This is a genomic window from Streptomyces sp. NPDC093018 (assembly GCF_040684035.1).
Lineage (GTDB): Bacteria > Actinomycetota > Actinomycetes > Streptomycetales > Streptomycetaceae > Streptomyces > Streptomyces murinus.
Map to the genome: position 1 here is coordinate 535097 of NZ_JBFBFF010000003.1, position 15850 is coordinate 550946.

Sequence of the window (15850 nt, forward strand, 5' to 3'; positions counted from 1 at the left end):
GAGTTCGAGATGCCTACGCGTCCTTCCGCGAGCCGTCGTACCGTCCTTCGAGGGGCCGCCGTGGTCCCGGTCGCCGGGCTCGGCCTGGCCGCGTGCTCCGGGCCGGGGGGCAGCGGATCGGCCGCCACCCCGACCGCGCCGGTGGACCTCGGCGCCGAGAGCGACGTCGCCAAGGGCGGCGCCAAGCTCTACAAGGACCACAATGTGGTGGTCAGCCGGGACAAGAGCGGCACGCTGAAGGCGTACAGCACGGTCTGCACGCACGCCGGCTGTCCGATCAACAGGCTTCAGGGCACGACTCTGATCTGCCCCTGCCACGGCAGCGAGTTCGACGCCGTGACCGGCAAGGTGGTCCAGTCCCCGGCCACCGAGCCCCTGACGGAGCTGTCGGTGAAGACGCAGAACGGCAGGATCGTCGCCGGTCCGGCCGCCTGATTCCCCCCTGCGCCGCCCGGCCTCAGGGTCGGATCGGCCGATGGGCGGCGCGGCCCTGTGCCACCGGGGCCGGTCCCAGGTTCAGCGGTCCCAGGTTCAGCGGGGCCAGTCCCAGGCGATGCCCACGATGCCCGGCCGGATGCGCGGCTCGACCACATGAGCACAGTGGTGCGGCCCGGTGACGGGGAGTTCCTGCCGGGCGCTGCGCGGGGCCTCCGGAGAGTGCTGGGTGAAGCGCCGGCAGCGCGCGGGCAGCGCGGCCGCGTCGAAGCGCACCTGGAGCGCGTACTGACCGCCGGGCGCGTCGAAATGGTGCAGATACTCGTGGGCTGCCTGGGCCGTGCCGTCCTCGACGGCGTACCGGAAGAGGAAGGTGTCGCCGGCCCGTAGCCGGGTGTCGAAGAGCAGCTCGGCCACCAGTACCCCGGCGTCCTGGTCCCGGCGGACACGGCCCGTGCGGCAGTTCTCCAGGGCCCGCACCCCCGTCTCGTGCGGGGCGCAGCCGGGATCGCCCCGGTGGACGACCAGGAAGCGGTCGACGCCGTCGCGGTGGGCGCGCACGATGTGATGGGCCTCGCGGGCCACCAGCTCCCGCCCGGCGCCGATCCGGACGCATTCGTGGTGGCCCAGGGTGTGCAGCCCGCTGTCGGCCGGCCGGTCCAGCTCGGCCCGGAGCCGGTCCAGCACCCCCGCGGCCTCGACCAGCGAACGGTACGAGCGGCCCGCCGGGGTGTCGGCCTCCCCGCTCCGGTCGGACTCGGCGAGCAGCCGGATCAGGGACTCGTCCGGCAGCTGGAGGATCTCCTCCAGGGCGCGGACGGCGCGCAGCGACTCCGGGCGCTGGGGGCGGCGGGCGCCCTGCTGCCAGTAACTCAGGCTGGTCACACCCACTTTGACGCCATGGCGGGAGAGATGGTGCTGGACGCGCTGGAGCGGCAGCCCGCGCGCGGCGATCGCGGCGCGCAGCGCCACGTGGAAAGGGCCGCCCCGCAGGGCCGTGTCCAGTTCCCCGGTGGGGAGGTCCGCGTGCTCTAGGGCATGCCGCATGCCGTGGGGCCTTTCTGTCGGTATCACTACGGCTGGTCAGACCGTCTGCGCGGGTGTGCGGGGCCACCCCCGTGGCGTCGTGGACGCCTGTGGCTGCGCGCGCCGCGCCCCTTCCTGCGCGTGCCGGCCCCGAGTTCCCCCGCATTGAAGCGTGTTGACCAGAACCCGACAACACCTTGGAGTCGTACGCCCCGTACTACTGGCCGGACCGTGTCCCTCGGCGGCCCGTCGGCACCGGCGGGCGGGATCTCCGGCGGTCCGCGCGGAGGCCTCCGGACGGGCCGCGCGGCCGGGGTTATCCACAGGCCCGACGCGGTGTCGGCGCTCGCCAGTAGGGTGTGAGACATGGCCGATCCCTCCAGCTACCGCCCCAGGCCGGGTGAGATCCCGGACACCCCCGGGGTGTACAGGTTCCGTGACGAGCACCGCCGGGTGATCTACGTCGGAAAGGCGAAAAGCCTGCGCCAACGCCTGGCGAACTACTTCCAGGACCTGGCGAACCTGCACCCGCGCACCCGGACGATGGTGACCACCGCCGCGTCCGTGGAATGGACCGTGGTCTCCACCGAGGTCGAGGCGCTGCAGCTGGAGTACTCCTGGATCAAGGAGTACGACCCCCGGTTCAACGTCAAGTACCGCGACGACAAGAGCTACCCGTACCTCGCGGTGACGATGAACGAGGAGTTCCCGCGCGTCCAGGTGATGCGCGGTCACAAGAAGAAGGGCGTGCGGTACTTCGGGCCGTACGGACACGCGTGGGCCATCCGGGACACCGTCGACCTGCTGCTGCGGGTCTTCCCGGTGCGCACCTGCTCGGCGGGCGTGTTCAAGAACGCCGCCCGCACCGGCCGCCCCTGTCTGCTCGGCTACATCGGCAAGTGCTCCGCCCCCTGCGTCGGCCGGATCAGCCCCGAGGACCACCGGGACCTGGCCGACGAGTTCTGCGACTTCATGGCCGGCCGCACCGGTACCTACCTCCGCCGCCTGGAGAAGCAGATGATGGAGGCGGCCGAGGACATGGAGTACGAGCGGGCCGCCCGGCTGCGCGACGACATCGGGGCCCTGAAGAAGGCCATGGAGAAGAGCGCGGTCGTGCTCGCCGACGCGACCGACGCCGACCTCATCGCGGTCGCCGAGGACGAACTGGAGGCGGCCGTGCAGATCTTCCATGTGCGCGGCGGCCGGGTGCGCGGTCAGCGCGGCTGGGTGACCGACAAGGTAGAGGAGATCACCACCAGCGCCCTGGTCGAGCACGCCCTCCAGCAGCTGTACGGCGAGGAGACCGGGGACGCCGTGCCCAAGGAGGTGCTGGTCCCGGCGCTGCCCGAGCCGGTCGAGCCGGTCCAGGAATGGCTGACCGGCCGCCGCGGGTCGAACGTGTCGTTGCGCATCCCGCAGCGCGGCGACAAGAAGGCGCTCATGGAGACCGTGCAGCGCAACGCCCAGCAGGCGCTCGCCCTGCACAAGACCAAGCGCGCCTCCGACCTCACGACCCGTTCGCGCGCCCTGGAGGAGATCGCCGACGCCCTCGACCTGGACAGTGCCCCGCTGCGCATCGAGTGCTACGACATCTCGCACCTCCAGGGGGACGACGTGGTCGCCTCCATGGTCGTCTTCGAGGACGGCCTTCAGCGCAAGGGCGAGTACCGCCGCTTCCAGATCAAGGGATTCGCCGGCCAGGACGACGTCCGCTCCATGCACGAGGTGATCACCCGCCGCTTCAAGCGCTACCTCGCGGAGAAGGAGCGGACGGGGGAGTGGGCCGACGGCGAGGCCGTCCGCATGGATGACGGGACCGCGCCCGCCGAGACCGGCGTCACCCTGACGGACGAGGGAGCCGCCCCCGCGAACGCCGGGACCCCGCTCACGGACGAGGGGACCACTCCGATCGGCGTCGGGGCCACGCCCGCCGACGCCGGTACCGCGCCGGAAGACGCCCCGACCAAGCCCACCGGCATCGCACCCCCGCTGACCCCCGTCGGCAGGGACACGGAGGCCCCCGCCGACACGGTGCCCGGCGCCCCCGCGGTGCCGGGCGTCCCCGCCGACGCGGGATCCGGCGTCCCCGCCGACACGGCGCCCCGCGCCCCCGCCACCCCGGAAGCCGCCCCGCAGTCCACCCCCCTCACTACCCCCCTCACCACCGCCACGCCCGACCCTCTCGACGACCCCCTCGCCACTCCCCTCAACGGCTCTCTCAAGGACGACGACGGTCGGCCCCGGAAGTTCGCCTATCCGCCCCAGCTGGTCGTGGTCGACGGCGGTCAGCCGCAGGTCGCGGCGGCCCGGCGGGCGCTGGACGAACTGGGGATCGACGACATCGCGGTGTGCGGCCTGGCCAAGCGGCTGGAGGAGGTCTGGCTGCCCGGCGAGGACGATCCCGTGGTGCTGCCCCGCACCAGCGAGGGCCTGTATCTGCTCCAGCGCGTCCGGGACGAGGCGCACCGGTTCGCGATCACCTACCAGCGCACCAAGCGCGCCAAGCGTTTCCGTGCCGGCCCCCTGGACGACGTCCCCGGCCTCGGCGAGACGAGGAAACAGGCGCTCATCAAGCATTTCGGCTCGGTGAAGCGGCTGCGGTCCGCCACAATCGAACAGATCCAGGAAGTGCCCGGGATAGGCCGCAAGACGGCCGAGACCATCGCCGCGGCCCTCGCCCAGGCGGCCCCGGCCGCACCCGCCGTGAACACGGCGACCGGAGAGATCATGGAAGACGAGGAACCCGGGACGACGGCGGGTTCCTCGGGGGAGCCCGTGACCGCGGGCCCCCCGGACGAACGACGGGGGCAGGAGACATGAGCGAGAACGACGCACAGCCCACACAGCGCCGAGATCAGGCGCACGCGGACCCGGGCGGGGAGACCGCCCCACCGCCCACCGGCCAGGAGAGCGGCCAGGACACGGGCGACGACAACGGAGCACAGATGAGTACGGGCGGCGAGGCACCCGGGGTCCCCGAAGCGGCGATCCCCGAGCTGGTGATCATCTCCGGCATGTCCGGAGCGGGCCGCTCGACGGCCGCCAAGTGCCTGGAGGACCTCGGCTGGTTCGTCGTGGACAACCTGCCGCCCGCCCTCATCCCCACCATGGTCGAACTGGGCGCCCGCTCCCAGGGGAACGTGGCGCGGATCGCGGTCGTGGTGGACGTCCGCGGCCGGCGCTTCTTCGACAATCTGCGCGAGTCCCTGGCGGACCTGGAGGCCAAGCACGTCACCCGGCGGATCGTCTTCCTGGAGTCCTCCGACGACGCCCTGGTGCGCCGCTTCGAGTCGGTGCGCCGCCCGCACCCCCTCCAGGGTGACGGCCGCATCGTGGACGGCATCGCCGCCGAGCGGGAGCTGCTGCGCGAACTGCGCGGCGACGCCGACCTGGTGATCGACACCTCCAGCCTCAACGTGCACGAGCTGCGGGCCAAGATGGACGCCCAGTTCGCGGGCGAGGAGGAGCCCGAACTGCGGGCCACCGTGATGTCCTTCGGGTTCAAGTACGGCCTCCCGGTCGACGCCGACCTCGTCGCGGACATGCGGTTCCTGCCCAACCCGCACTGGGTCCCGGAACTGCGCCCCTTCACGGGCCTCAACGAGGAGGTCGCCGCCTATGTCTTCAACCAGCCCGGCGCCAAGGAGTTCCTGGACCGCTACGCCGAGCTGTTGCGGCTGATCGCGGCCGGCTACCGACGCGAGGGCAAGCGCTATGTGACCATCGCGATCGGCTGTACCGGGGGCAAGCACCGCTCGGTCGCGATGTCGGAGAAACTCGCCGCGCGCCTCGCGGCCGAGGGTGTGGAAACGGTGGTCGTACACCGGGACATGGGACGGGAATGACGGAACGTACACCGCGGCTGGGCCGGCTGCGCCGGATGGTGCCCGAGGCGCGCTCCGGCCGCGCGGGCGAGACCCGCGCCGGCCGCCCGGTCGAGGCCCGCGGGGGCCGGCCCCGCCGCCGGGGCGCACAGCCCAAGGTCGTCGCGCTCGGCGGCGGCATGGGCCTGTCGGCCTCGCTGGCCGCGCTGCGCCGGATCACCGGCGATCTCACCGCCGTCGTCACCGTGGCCGACGACGGCGGCTCCAGCGGACGGCTGCGCGACGAGCTGGGCGTGCTGCCGCCCGGCGATCTGCGCAAGGCGCTGGCCGCGCTGTGCGGGGACGACGACTGGGGCCAGACCTGGTCCCGCGTCATCCAGCACCGCTTCCAGTCCCAGGGCGATCTGCACGACCACGCGGTGGGCAATCTGCTGATCGTCGCCCTGTGGGAGCAGCTCGGCGACCACGTCCAGGCGCTGGACCTGGTCGGCAAGCTGCTCGGCGCGCACGGGCGGGTGCTGCCCATGTCCGCCGTGCCGCTGGAACTCCAGGCCCTGGTCAAGGGGCACGATCCGGAGCACCCGGAGGCCGTGGACACCGTGCGCGGGCAGGCCACCGTGGCACTGACGCCCGGCGAGGTGCAGTCCGTGCACCTGGTGCCGAACGACCCGCCGGCCGTACCGGAGGCCCTCGCGGCGGTCCTGGACGCGGACTGGGTGGTGCTCGGCCCCGGGTCCTGGTTCTCCTCGGTGATCCCGCATCTGCTGGTGCCCGAACTGCTGGACGCCCTGACCGAGACCAAGGCCCGCAAGGTCCTGTCCCTGAACCTCGTTCCGCAGCCGGGGGAAACCGAGGGCTTCTCCCCGCAGCGTCATTTGGAGGTTTTGGGGCGACACGCCCCTAAACTCGCCCTGGACGTGGTGCTGGCCGACGAGGCCGCCGTGCCCGACCGCGACTCGCTCACCGAAGCCGCCAAGCGGCTGGGAGCCGCGGTCGAGCTGGCCCCGGTGGCCCGGACCGACGGAACACCCCGGCATGACCCGGAGCTGTTGGCCGCCGCGTACGACCGTATTTTTCGGATGCATGGAAGGATCGGCCCATGGCGATGACGGCAGCGGTGAAGGACGAGATCTCCCGGCTCCCCGTCACCCGGACCTGCTGCAGGAAGGCGGAGGTCTCCGCCATTCTGCGGTTCGCCGGCGGCCTGCACCTGGTGAGCGGGCGCATCGTGATCGAGGCGGAGCTGGACACGGCGATGGCGGCCCGCCGCCTCAAGCGGGACATCCTGGAGATCTTCGGCCACAGCTCGGAACTGATCGTGATGGCGCCCGGCGGACTGCGCCGGGGCTCGCGCTATGTCGTCCGGGTCGTCGCCGGCGGGGACCAGCTCGCCCGGCAGACCGGCCTGGTCGACGGCCGCGGCCGGCCGATCCGCGGGCTGCCCCCGCAGGTGGTCTCGGGGGCCACCTGTGACGCGGAGGCGGCCTGGCGCGGGGCGTTCCTCGCACATGGCTCGCTGACCGAGCCCGGCCGCTCCTCCTCCCTGGAGGTGACCTGCCCGGGTCCGGAGGCCGCGCTGGCGCTGGTCGGCGCCGCCCGCAGGCTGTCGATCGCCGCCAAGGCCCGGGAGGTGCGCGGGGTGGACCGCGTGGTCGTCCGGGACGGTGATGCGATCGGCGCGCTGTTGACGCGGCTCGGTGCGCACGAGTCGGTGCTGGCCTGGGAGGAGCGCCGGATGCGCCGCGAGGTGCGGGCCACGGCCAACCGGCTCGCCAACTTCGACGACGCGAACCTGCGGCGTTCGGCGCGTGCGGCGGTGGCCGCGGGGGCGCGGGTGCAGCGCGCGCTGGAGATCCTCGGCGAGGAGGTGCCCGAGCACCTCGCGGCGGCGGGGCGGCTACGCATGGAGCACAAGCAGGCCTCGCTGGAGGAACTGGGCGCCCTCGCCGACCCGCCGCTGACGAAGGACGCGGTCGCGGGCCGGATCCGGCGACTGCTGGCCATGGCCGACAAGCGCGCCTCGGATCTGGGCGTCCCGGGCACGGAGGCCAATCTGGCGGACGAGCTGGCGGACAACCTGGTCGGCTGACCCGACCCACGCCGACACGCCGGTGCCGGCCCCCGTCCGAGGGGGGGCCGGCACCGGCGTTCGTATGTCCGCGTCCGGTGAACCGAAGTGCTCATACCACAGGTGAGCGGAGCCCCCATCAACGGTGCGGAATCGGGGTAGTCAACAGGTGAGCCGACCCGCTCACGAACGAGTGACATCGACGTCAACAAGGGGCGACATTCGATAGCAAAAACGGGTGAATCCGCTGCCGATCCGAGAGGGTCCGTACCTCTACTGCCAGGTACGGAAGGCCTGCCCATGTATGCGTCATCTCGATGTCACCGAGGGGGTCGCGGAGAGGTAGGGTCGGTGGTGGTCGGGGACATCCCAAACAGAGCTCGCCGGCTCGCATGCCGGCGTACCACGAGGAGATCGGTTCGTGACGATCCGCGTAGGCATCAACGGCTTCGGCCGCATCGGTCGTAACTACTTCCGCGCACTGCTGGAGCAGGGTGCGGACATCGAGGTTGTGGCTGTCAACGACCTGGGTGACACGGCCACCACGGCCCACCTGCTCAAGTACGACACGATCCTGGGCCGCCTCAAGCAGGAGGTCTCCCACACCGCCGACACGATCACCGTCGACGGCCACACCATCAAGGTGCTGTCCGAGCGCAACCCGGCCGACATCCCCTGGGGCGAGCTGGGCGTCGACATCGTCATCGAGTCGACCGGCATCTTCACCAAGCGCGAGGACGCCGCCAAGCACCTGGCCGGCGGCGCCAAGAAGGTCCTCATCTCGGCTCCGGCCAAGGACGAGGACATCACCATCGTGATGGGTGTCAACCAGGACAAGTACGACGCGGCCAACCACCACGTCATCTCGAACGCGTCCTGCACCACCAACTGTGTGGCCCCGATGGCGAAGGTCCTGGACGAGAACTTCGGCATCGTCAAGGGTCTGATGACCACGGTGCACGCGTACACCAACGACCAGCGCATCCTGGACTTCCCGCACAAGGACCTGCGCCGCGCCCGCGCCGCCGCCGAGAACATCATCCCGACCACCACCGGTGCCGCCAAGGCCACCGCCCTGGTCCTGCCGCAGCTCAAGGGCAAGCTGGACGGCCTGGCCATGCGCGTCCCGGTCCCGACCGGCTCGGTCACCGACCTCGTGGTCGAACTCAGCCGCGAGGTCACCAAGGAAGAGGTCAACGCCGCCTTCCAGAAGGCCGCCGAGGGCGAGCTGAAGGGCCTCCTCGACTACACCGAGGACCCGATCGTCTCCTCGGACATCGTCAACGCCCCGGCGTCCTGCACCTTCGACTCCTCCCTGACCATGGTCCAGGAGGGCAAGAACGTGAAGGTCATCGGCTGGTACGACAACGAGTGGGGCTACTCCAACCGTCTCGTGGACCTCACGGCCTTCGTCGGCAACCAGCTCTGATCGCCGAAGACCGCAGCAGTACGACCGTGACATGAGAGCAGGGCTCGGCCAGCGCACCGTCGCGCTGACCGGGCCCTGTCTCGCGCACGGATCACGTCCTCATACGATCAAGGTGCACCACGAGCCCTCCTCAGGAGTCCACTCAATGAAGACGATCGACGAACTTCTCGCCGACGGCGTAAGCGGCAAGCGGGTCTTCGTCCGCGCCGACCTCAATGTGCCGCTGGCCGACGGGACGATCACCGACGACGGCCGCATCCGCGCCGTGCTGCCCACCGTCAAGGCGCTCGCCGGCGCGGGCGCCAAGGTGATCGTCGCCTCGCACCTGGGCCGCCCCAAGGGCGCCCCGGACCCCGCCTTCTCGCTGCTGCCCGCCGCCGAGCGCCTCGGTGAACTGCTCGGCGCACCGGTCGCCTTCGCCGAGGACACGGTCGGCCCCGCCGCCCACGACGCCGTCGACGGCCTTCAGCCCGGCCAGGTCGCCGTCATCGAGAACCTGCGTTTCAACCCCGGCGAGACCGCCAAGGACGACGCCGAGCGCGGCGAGTTCGCGGACCGGCTGGCCGCCCTCGCCGATGTGTACGTAGGCGACGGCTTCGGCGCCGTGCACCGCAAGCACGCCTCCGTCTACGACCTCCCGGCCCGGCTGCCGCACTACGCCGGCTACCTCATCGCCACCGAGGTCGGCGTCCTGAAGAAGCTCACCGAGGACGTCAAGCGCCCCTACGTCGTCGCGCTCGGCGGTGCCAAGGTCTCCGACAAGCTCGCCGTCATCGACCAGCTGCTCGGCAAGGCCGACCGGCTGCTCATCGGCGGCGGCATGGCCTACACCTTCCTCAAGGCCAAGGGCTACGAGGTCGGCATCTCCCTCCTCCAGGAGGACCAGATCCCGGCCGTCACCGAGTACATGGAGCGTGCCGAGAAGCTCGGCGTGGAACTGCTGCTCCCCGTCGACGTCCTGGTCTCCCGGGAGTTCCCGGATCTGAAGACCAAGGCGCCGAGCCAGTACAACACCGTCGACGCGGACAAGATCCCCGCCGACCAGGAGGGCCTGGACATCGGCCCGAGGACCCGGGAGCTGTACGCCTCGAAGCTCGCCGACGCCCAGACCGTGTTCTGGAACGGGCCCATGGGCGTCTTCGAGCACCCGGACTACGCCGAGGGCACCAAGGCGGTCGCCCAGGCGCTCGTAGACTCGAACGGTTTCACCGTCGTCGGCGGCGGTGACTCCGCCGCGGCCGTGCGCACGCTCGGCTTCGACGAGAACGCATTCGGCCACATCTCGACCGGTGGCGGCGCCTCCCTCGAATACCTCGAGGGCAAGACGCTTCCCGGTCTCGCCGCACTGGAGGACTGACCCCGTATGACCACCCGCACGCCGCTGATGGCGGGCAACTGGAAGATGAACCTCAACCACCTCGAGGCCATCGCCCACGTCCAGAAGCTCGCCTTCGCCCTGGCCGACAAGGACTACGAGGCCGTCGAGGTCGCCGTCCTGCCGCCCTTCACCGACCTGCGCTCCGTACAGACCCTGGTCGACGGCGACAAGCTCAAGATCAAGTACGGCGCCCAGGACATCTCGCAGCACGACTCCGGTGCCTACACCGGCGAGATCTCCGGCCCGATGCTGTCCAAGCTGAAGTGCGCCTATGTGGTCATCGGCCACTCCGAGCGCCGCCAGTACCACGCCGAGACCGACGAGATCGTCAACGCCAAGGTCAAGGCCGCCTACAAGCACGGCCTGACCCCGATCCTGTGCGTCGGCGAGGAACTGGACGTCCGCGAGGCGGGCAACCACGTCGCCCACACCCTCGCCCAGGTCGAGGGCGGGCTCAAGGACCTCCCGGCCGAGCAGGCCGAGACGATCGTGATCGCCTACGAGCCCGTGTGGGCCATCGGTACCGGCAAGGTCTGCGGCGCCGACGACGCCCAGGAGGTCTGCGCCGCCATCCGCGCCAAGCTCGCCGAGCTGTACTCCCAGGATGTGGCCGACCAGGTCCGCATCCAGTACGGCGGCTCCGTGAAGTCGGGCAATGTCGCCGAGATCATGGCCAAGGCCGACATCGACGGCGCCTTGGTCGGCGGCGCCTCGCTGGACACCGACGAGTTCGTCAAGATCGTGCGCTTTCGCGATCAGTGACGGGTCGGCTACGCCATCCATGAGTAGGCGGTAGCCGCGATACGTCGTACTCTTGCGGGGGCACGGCCCAGGTGCTGTGCCCCCGTCGTCCATCCGAATCCGAGGAAGTTGGTCCAGCCGTGGTTTTGGGGTTCTCGATCGCCCTGATCGTCTTCAGCCTGCTGCTGATGCTGCTGGTGCTGATGCACAAGGGAAAGGGCGGCGGCCTCTCCGACATGTTCGGTGGCGGCATGCAGTCCTCCGTCGGCGGCTCCTCGGTCGCCGAGCGCAACCTCGACCGGATCACCGTCGTGATCGGCGTGCTGTGGATCGCGTGCATCGTGGTCCTCGGCATCCTGATGAAGACGAACAGCTGATCCCGGCCTTCCAGGCACACTCATTCCGTACGTTGAGCCCCATGTTCGGTACGCGCTCCCGAGCGCGGCCTATCATGGGGCTTGCGTCTGGGTGCGGGGGCGGTAACTCCCATCACTGGACGCGCGTTGGGCCTTACGTAGACTGAGGCGCTCGCAGCGAAGCGGTACGCCGACTCGCTTCGCGGCACCATCACGCAGGGAGTTACGACCGTGGCAAGTGGCAACGCGATCCGAGGAAGCCGGGTCGGGGCGGGGCCGATGGGCGAGGCCGAGCGCGGCGAGTCCGCACCGCGGCTGCGCATCTCCTTCTGGTGCTCCAACGGGCACGAGACCCAGCCGAGCTTCGCCAGCGACGCACAGGTCCCCGACACCTGGGACTGCCCGCGCTGTGGCTTTCCGGCCGGCCAGGACCGGGACAACCCGCCGGACCCGCCGCGCACCGAGCCGTACAAGACGCACCTCGCGTATGTACGGGAGCGGCGCAGCGACGCGGACGGCGAGGCGATCCTCGCCGAGGCACTCGCCAAACTGCGCGGCGAAATCTAGACGTTGAGGCCCGGCCAGGCACCCGAGGGTGCCTGGCCGGAGCCGTATCCGCCGCTCGCTCCCGATCGATTGTCAGTGGCACCCTCTACGGTTCTCGTGAAGGCGACGACCGCGAGGGGGAGTTGTGACGACGGTGGCGGGGGAAATGCGGGCGCCCGCGTGGCGCGGGGGCTTCGGGCGGCTGTGGAGTGCCGCCGTGCTGTCCCGCTTCGGAGACGCGCTGCGCACCGCCGCCCTGCCGCTGCTCGCCGCCTCGCTGACCGACCGGCCCCTGCTCATCGCCGCCGTGACCGCCTGCGGCTATCTGCCCTGGATCCTCTTCGGGTTGTGCGGCGGGGCGATCGCCGACCGGGTCGACCAGCGGCGCGCCATGTGGACCGTGGACACGGTACGAGGAGTGCTGGTCGCCGCCTTCGCGGTGGCCATCGCCCTCGGACACGCCTCGATCGCGCTGCTCGTCGTGCTGGCCTTCACCCTGACCACGTTCCAGACCCTCTTCGATAACGCCTCCACCGCCCTGCTGCCCGCTCTGGTCGGTCCCGAGGCCCTGGGCAGCGCCAACGCCCGGCTGATGACCGGGCAGAAGATCGCGGGCGGGCTGTTCGGGGCGCCCGTCGTGCCGGTGCTGCTCGCCGCGGGGGCCGCCGCGCCCTTCCTGGCCGACGCGGGCACCTTCCTGCTGGCCGCCGCGCTGGTCGCCTCCCTGCGCACCGGCGCGCCCGAGCGGGCCCCGAGACCGGCGGGCAGCACCCTGCGCCGGGAGATCGCCGCCGGAGTACGCACCCTGTGGCAGGACCGGCCGCTGCGCGGACTGTGCGCCGCCACGGCGCTGTGCAACATCGGCATGGGCGCCCTGATCGCCACCCTGGTCGTGCTCGTGACCGGCTGGCTGCACGCGGGCACCGCCGGCTATGCGGCGGTCACCACCGCGTACACCGTCGGCGGCCTGGCCGGGGGCGCGGTGAACCGGCGGCTTGCGACCGCGCTCGGACCGGTGCGCACCGTCCTGCTCGCCGGTACGGCACAGACCGCGGCGCTCGTCGTCATGGGCTCCGTGCCCAGCCTGACCGCCCTGATGGGGGCCATGGCGGTCTTCGGGTTCATGGGGATGCTGTGGAACGTCAACAGCACCACCCTGATGCAGCAGCGCGCTCCCGCCGGCGCCCTCGGCCGGATCAGCTCCGCCTTCCGCACCCTGGGCGTCGCCGGGGCCCCGCTGGGTGCCCTGCTCGGCGGCGCCGCGGCCACTGCCTGGGGCCGGGGCACACCGGCCCTGCTCGCGGCCGCCTTCTTCGTCCTCGCCGTCCTCGCGCTCATACCGGTCGCCCGGCCGGACGCACCCGTCGCCGCATCGGGGGACGGCGCCACGACGGCTCGCGTCCCCGGGTGATCAATTAGGTTGGAACCTCTGGGACAGGCACGAAAGAAGGCGGAAGTCGGAAATGAACGCAGACGGCCGTACCAGGCTCAACCAGACGCCCGAGTGGACCGCTCTCGCGGGGCACCGGGAGGAGCTGGCCGACACCCATCTGAGGGAGCTGTTCGCCGCCGACCCCGAGCGCGGCACCGGGTACACGCTGCGGGTCGGTGATCTCTACATCGACTACAGCAAGCACCTGGTCACCGGCGAGACGCTGCGGCTGCTGCGCGAGCTGGCCGCGGCGACGGACGTGTTCGGGCTGCGGGACGCCATGTTCCGCGGCGAGAAGATCAACGTCACCGAGGACCGCGCGGTGCTGCACACGGCGCTGCGCGCGCCCCGGGACGCGGTGATCGAGGTCGACGGCGAGAACGTGGTGCCCCAGGTGCACGCCGTCCTCGACAAGATGAGCGACTTCGCGGAGCGGGTGCGCTCCGGCGCCTGGACCGGGCACACCGGCAAGCGGATCCGCAATGTCGTCAACATCGGCATCGGCGGCTCCGACCTCGGTCCCGCGATGGCGTACGAGGTGCTCCGCAGCTTCGCCGACCGCGACCTGACGGTCCGTTTCGTGTCGAACGTGGACGGCGCGGATCTGCATGAGGCCACCCGCGATCTGGACCCGGCCGAGACGCTGTTCATCATCGCCTCCAAGACCTTCACCACCATCGAGACGATCACCAACGCCACCTCCGCGCGCACCTGGCTGCTGCACGCGCTCGGTGACGACGCCGCGGTGGCCAGGCACTTCGTGGCGCTGTCCACCAACGCGGAGAAGGTGACCGAGTTCGGTATCGACCCGGACAACATGTTCGAGTTCTGGGACTGGGTCGGCGGCCGCTACTCGTACGACTCCGCGATCGGCCTCTCCCTGATGATCGCCATCGGCCCGGACCGGTTCCGGGAGATGCTGGACGGCTTCCGGCTGATGGACGAGCACTTCCGCACCGCGCCCGCCGAGGCCAACGCCCCGCTGCTGCTGGGCCTGCTGGGCATCTGGTACGGCAACTTCCACGACGCCCAGTCGCACGCCGTACTGCCGTACAGCCACTACCTGTCCAAGTTCACCGCCTACCTCCAGCAGCTGGACATGGAGTCCAACGGCAAGTACGTGGCGCGGGACGGCAAGCCGGTCGACTGGGGGACCGGGCCGGTCGTCTGGGGCACGCCGGGCACCAACGGGCAGCACGCGTACTACCAGTTGATCCACCAGGGCACCAAGCTGATCCCGGCCGACTTCATCGGCTTCGCCGAGCCGGTGGCCGAGCTGAGCGGCGAACTGAAGGCGCAGCACGATCTGTTGATGGCCAACTTCTTCGCCCAGACCCAGGCGCTGGCCTTCGGCAAGAGCGCCGAGGAGGTCCGCGCGGAGGGCGTGCCCGAGGAACTGGTGCCGCACAAGACCTTCCAGGGCAACCGGCCCACGACCACCGTCCTGGCGAGGGAGCTGACCCCGTCCGTGCTGGGCCAGCTGATCGCCTTGTACGAGCACAAGGTGTTCGTCCAGGGCGCCGTGTGGGACATCGACTCCTTCGACCAGTGGGGCGTGGAGCTCGGCAAGGTCCTCGCCAAGCGCGTCGAACCCGCCCTCACGAAGGGCGCGGACGTCCCTGGCCTCGACGCCTCGACCAAGGCGCTGGTCACCACGTACCGGGAGCTGCGCGGCCGCGGCTGACAAGCGCGGGGAGCGCGGGACATCGGGCGGTCCGCCGACCGGTGTCCCGTAAACTCCTGATGATCATTAAAGACGCTACTCGGGGGAGTGTGCAGTGGCACGGGGGAACCGGGCGCCGGGCGCCCAGGGCGACCGCAACTATCTGAAGGCCCATCACGCGGCCCGGGCGGTGTTCCATCCCGCCTGGATACCGGAACCGCTCGATCCGGGCGTCGAACAGCTCAAGCGGATCCGGGTGGCCGCGGGCACGGTCGCCGCCGTCGGCGTCTACACCTTCGTGGAGGGCGGCTTCGCCGTCACGGAGATGCTGGAGAACCTGCTGGTCGCCTGCGGGGTCCTGCTGGTGATCGCCCCGCTGACGGTCGGGGTGATGCTGTGGATCTGGCGGCGCGGCGGCAGTCTGCGCTCCCTGCGGCCGCCGCTGCTGCGGGCCCTGGGGCTGCTGCTCACCTTCGTGGCCGCGGCCGCCCTGACCCTCTTCCTGCTCCAGAACAGCAGCCGGACGGACATGGGACTGCTGATCCTCCCGGCGGGCCTGCTGACGCTGTGGCTGATCTGGTTCGTCGGCGCCGGGGCCCTGCGGGTCACCGGGAACTTCTTCGGCACGGCCGCCGTGCACCGCGGTCTGCCGCCGCTGCTCGCCATCGTCACCACCTGGCTGATGGCCCTGCCCGACCTGTTCACCGGCGATCTGCACGGCCTCGGGCTCACCCTCGGCATCGTCTTCATCCTCGGCGCCCCGCTGACGGTCACCGGTATCGCGCTGTACGAACTGGCCGTCCTGAAGCGGCGGTTCGGCATACGACTGGCGGACCATCCGTCGCCGCAGCTCGGCCGGACACCGTACGACCCCCGGTACTCGTACGGCCGCTGAGCCCCGAAACGGGAGACGGCGGGGAACATCGGCCCCCGCCGTCTCCTCCGCCTACCC

14 protein-coding genes are annotated in these 15850 nt (G+C 70.9%); 13 read left to right on the plus strand and 1 reads right to left on the minus strand.

The window, feature by feature from the left end; all coding sequences use genetic code 11:
• Positions 1-9: 9 nt before the first annotated feature.
• The gene (locus AB0N90_RS09745; protein ID WP_365194473.1) at positions 10-435 is read left to right on the plus strand and encodes a Rieske (2Fe-2S) protein; all 426 of its coding nucleotides are present in this window, start codon (positions 10-12) and stop codon (positions 433-435) included.
• 96 nt (positions 436-531) lie between these two features.
• On the opposite strand, the gene AB0N90_RS09750 is transcribed toward AB0N90_RS09745, so the two are convergent.
• Entirely contained in the window at positions 532-1482 is a 951-nt protein-coding gene (locus tag AB0N90_RS09750) for a hypothetical protein (RefSeq protein WP_365194476.1), read from the minus strand.
• A gap of 345 nt (positions 1483-1827) precedes the next feature.
• Between AB0N90_RS09750 and uvrC the strand changes: the two genes are divergently transcribed.
• From uvrC to AB0N90_RS09810, 12 genes are all read left to right on the plus strand, one after another.
• Positions 1828-4281, plus strand: coding sequence for an excinuclease ABC subunit UvrC (gene uvrC, locus AB0N90_RS09755; RefSeq protein ID WP_365194479.1), 2454 nt, complete (start codon positions 1828-1830; stop codon positions 4279-4281).
• A complete protein-coding gene (gene rapZ / locus AB0N90_RS09760; RefSeq protein ID WP_358666206.1) occupies positions 4278-5306 on the plus strand; it encodes an RNase adapter RapZ in 1029 nt (342 codons plus the stop codon). The genes uvrC and rapZ overlap by 4 nt, the downstream gene beginning before the upstream one ends.
• Complete coding sequence (gene yvcK / locus AB0N90_RS09765) at positions 5303-6394, plus strand: uridine diphosphate-N-acetylglucosamine-binding protein YvcK (RefSeq protein WP_361670686.1); 1092 nt, start codon at positions 5303-5305, stop codon at positions 6392-6394. The genes rapZ and yvcK overlap by 4 nt, the downstream gene beginning before the upstream one ends.
• On the plus strand, positions 6385-7374 hold the full coding sequence (gene whiA, locus AB0N90_RS09770; protein WP_361670683.1) for a DNA-binding protein WhiA: 990 nt from the start codon (positions 6385-6387) through the stop codon (positions 7372-7374). Before yvcK ends, whiA begins: the two co-directional genes overlap by 10 nt.
• A 400-nt stretch (positions 7375-7774) precedes the next feature.
• A complete protein-coding gene (gap, locus tag AB0N90_RS09775) occupies positions 7775-8782 on the plus strand; it encodes a type I glyceraldehyde-3-phosphate dehydrogenase (RefSeq protein ID WP_037662715.1) in 1008 nt (335 codons plus the stop codon).
• 145 nt (positions 8783-8927) lie between these two features.
• Positions 8928-10139, plus strand: coding sequence for a phosphoglycerate kinase (locus tag AB0N90_RS09780; protein WP_361670680.1), 1212 nt, complete (start codon positions 8928-8930; stop codon positions 10137-10139).
• Positions 10140-10145: 6 nt separating this feature from the next.
• Positions 10146-10922: a triose-phosphate isomerase gene (gene tpiA / locus AB0N90_RS09785; RefSeq protein WP_037662718.1), complete on the plus strand. Its 777-nt coding sequence runs from the start codon at positions 10146-10148 to the stop codon at positions 10920-10922.
• A gap of 119 nt (positions 10923-11041) precedes the next feature.
• A complete protein-coding gene (gene secG, locus AB0N90_RS09790; protein ID WP_078967713.1) occupies positions 11042-11278 on the plus strand; it encodes a preprotein translocase subunit SecG in 237 nt (78 codons plus the stop codon).
• A 210-nt stretch (positions 11279-11488) separates the two neighbouring features.
• Complete coding sequence (locus AB0N90_RS09795) at positions 11489-11824, plus strand: RNA polymerase-binding protein RbpA (protein WP_003957010.1); 336 nt, start codon at positions 11489-11491, stop codon at positions 11822-11824.
• Between the two features lie 145 nt (positions 11825-11969).
• Positions 11970-13214, plus strand: coding sequence for an MFS transporter (locus AB0N90_RS09800; protein ID WP_365194485.1), 1245 nt, complete (start codon positions 11970-11972; stop codon positions 13212-13214).
• Positions 13215-13266: 52 nt separating this feature from the next.
• Positions 13267-14919, plus strand: a complete 1653-nt coding sequence (gene pgi / locus AB0N90_RS09805) for a glucose-6-phosphate isomerase (RefSeq protein ID WP_365194487.1) — start codon at positions 13267-13269, stop codon at positions 14917-14919.
• A 94-nt stretch (positions 14920-15013) separates the two neighbouring features.
• Positions 15014-15793, plus strand: a complete 780-nt coding sequence (locus tag AB0N90_RS09810) for a hypothetical protein (RefSeq protein ID WP_365194490.1) — start codon at positions 15014-15016, stop codon at positions 15791-15793.
• Positions 15794-15850 lie beyond the last annotated feature (57 nt).

Coding starts and splice junctions, on each gene's coding strand:
- tpiA (WP_037662718.1), top strand. CDS start 10,146: ATGACCACCCGCACGCCGCTGATGGCGGGCAACTGGAAGATGAACCTC.
- whiA (WP_361670683.1), top strand. CDS start 6,385: ATGGCGATGACGGCAGCGGTGAAGGACGAGATCTCCCGGCTCCCCGTC.
- AB0N90_RS09750 (WP_365194476.1), bottom strand. CDS start 1,482: ATGCGGCATGCCCTAGAGCACGCGGACCTCCCCACCGGGGAACTGGAC.
- AB0N90_RS09800 (WP_365194485.1), top strand. CDS start 11,970: ATGCGGGCGCCCGCGTGGCGCGGGGGCTTCGGGCGGCTGTGGAGTGCC.
- rapZ (WP_358666206.1), top strand. CDS start 4,278: ATGAGCGAGAACGACGCACAGCCCACACAGCGCCGAGATCAGGCGCAC.
- uvrC (WP_365194479.1), top strand. CDS start 1,828: ATGGCCGATCCCTCCAGCTACCGCCCCAGGCCGGGTGAGATCCCGGAC.
- yvcK (WP_361670686.1), top strand. CDS start 5,303: ATGACGGAACGTACACCGCGGCTGGGCCGGCTGCGCCGGATGGTGCCC.
- AB0N90_RS09780 (WP_361670680.1), top strand. CDS start 8,928: ATGAAGACGATCGACGAACTTCTCGCCGACGGCGTAAGCGGCAAGCGG.
- pgi (WP_365194487.1), top strand. CDS start 13,267: ATGAACGCAGACGGCCGTACCAGGCTCAACCAGACGCCCGAGTGGACC.
- AB0N90_RS09745 (WP_365194473.1), top strand. CDS start 10: ATGCCTACGCGTCCTTCCGCGAGCCGTCGTACCGTCCTTCGAGGGGCC.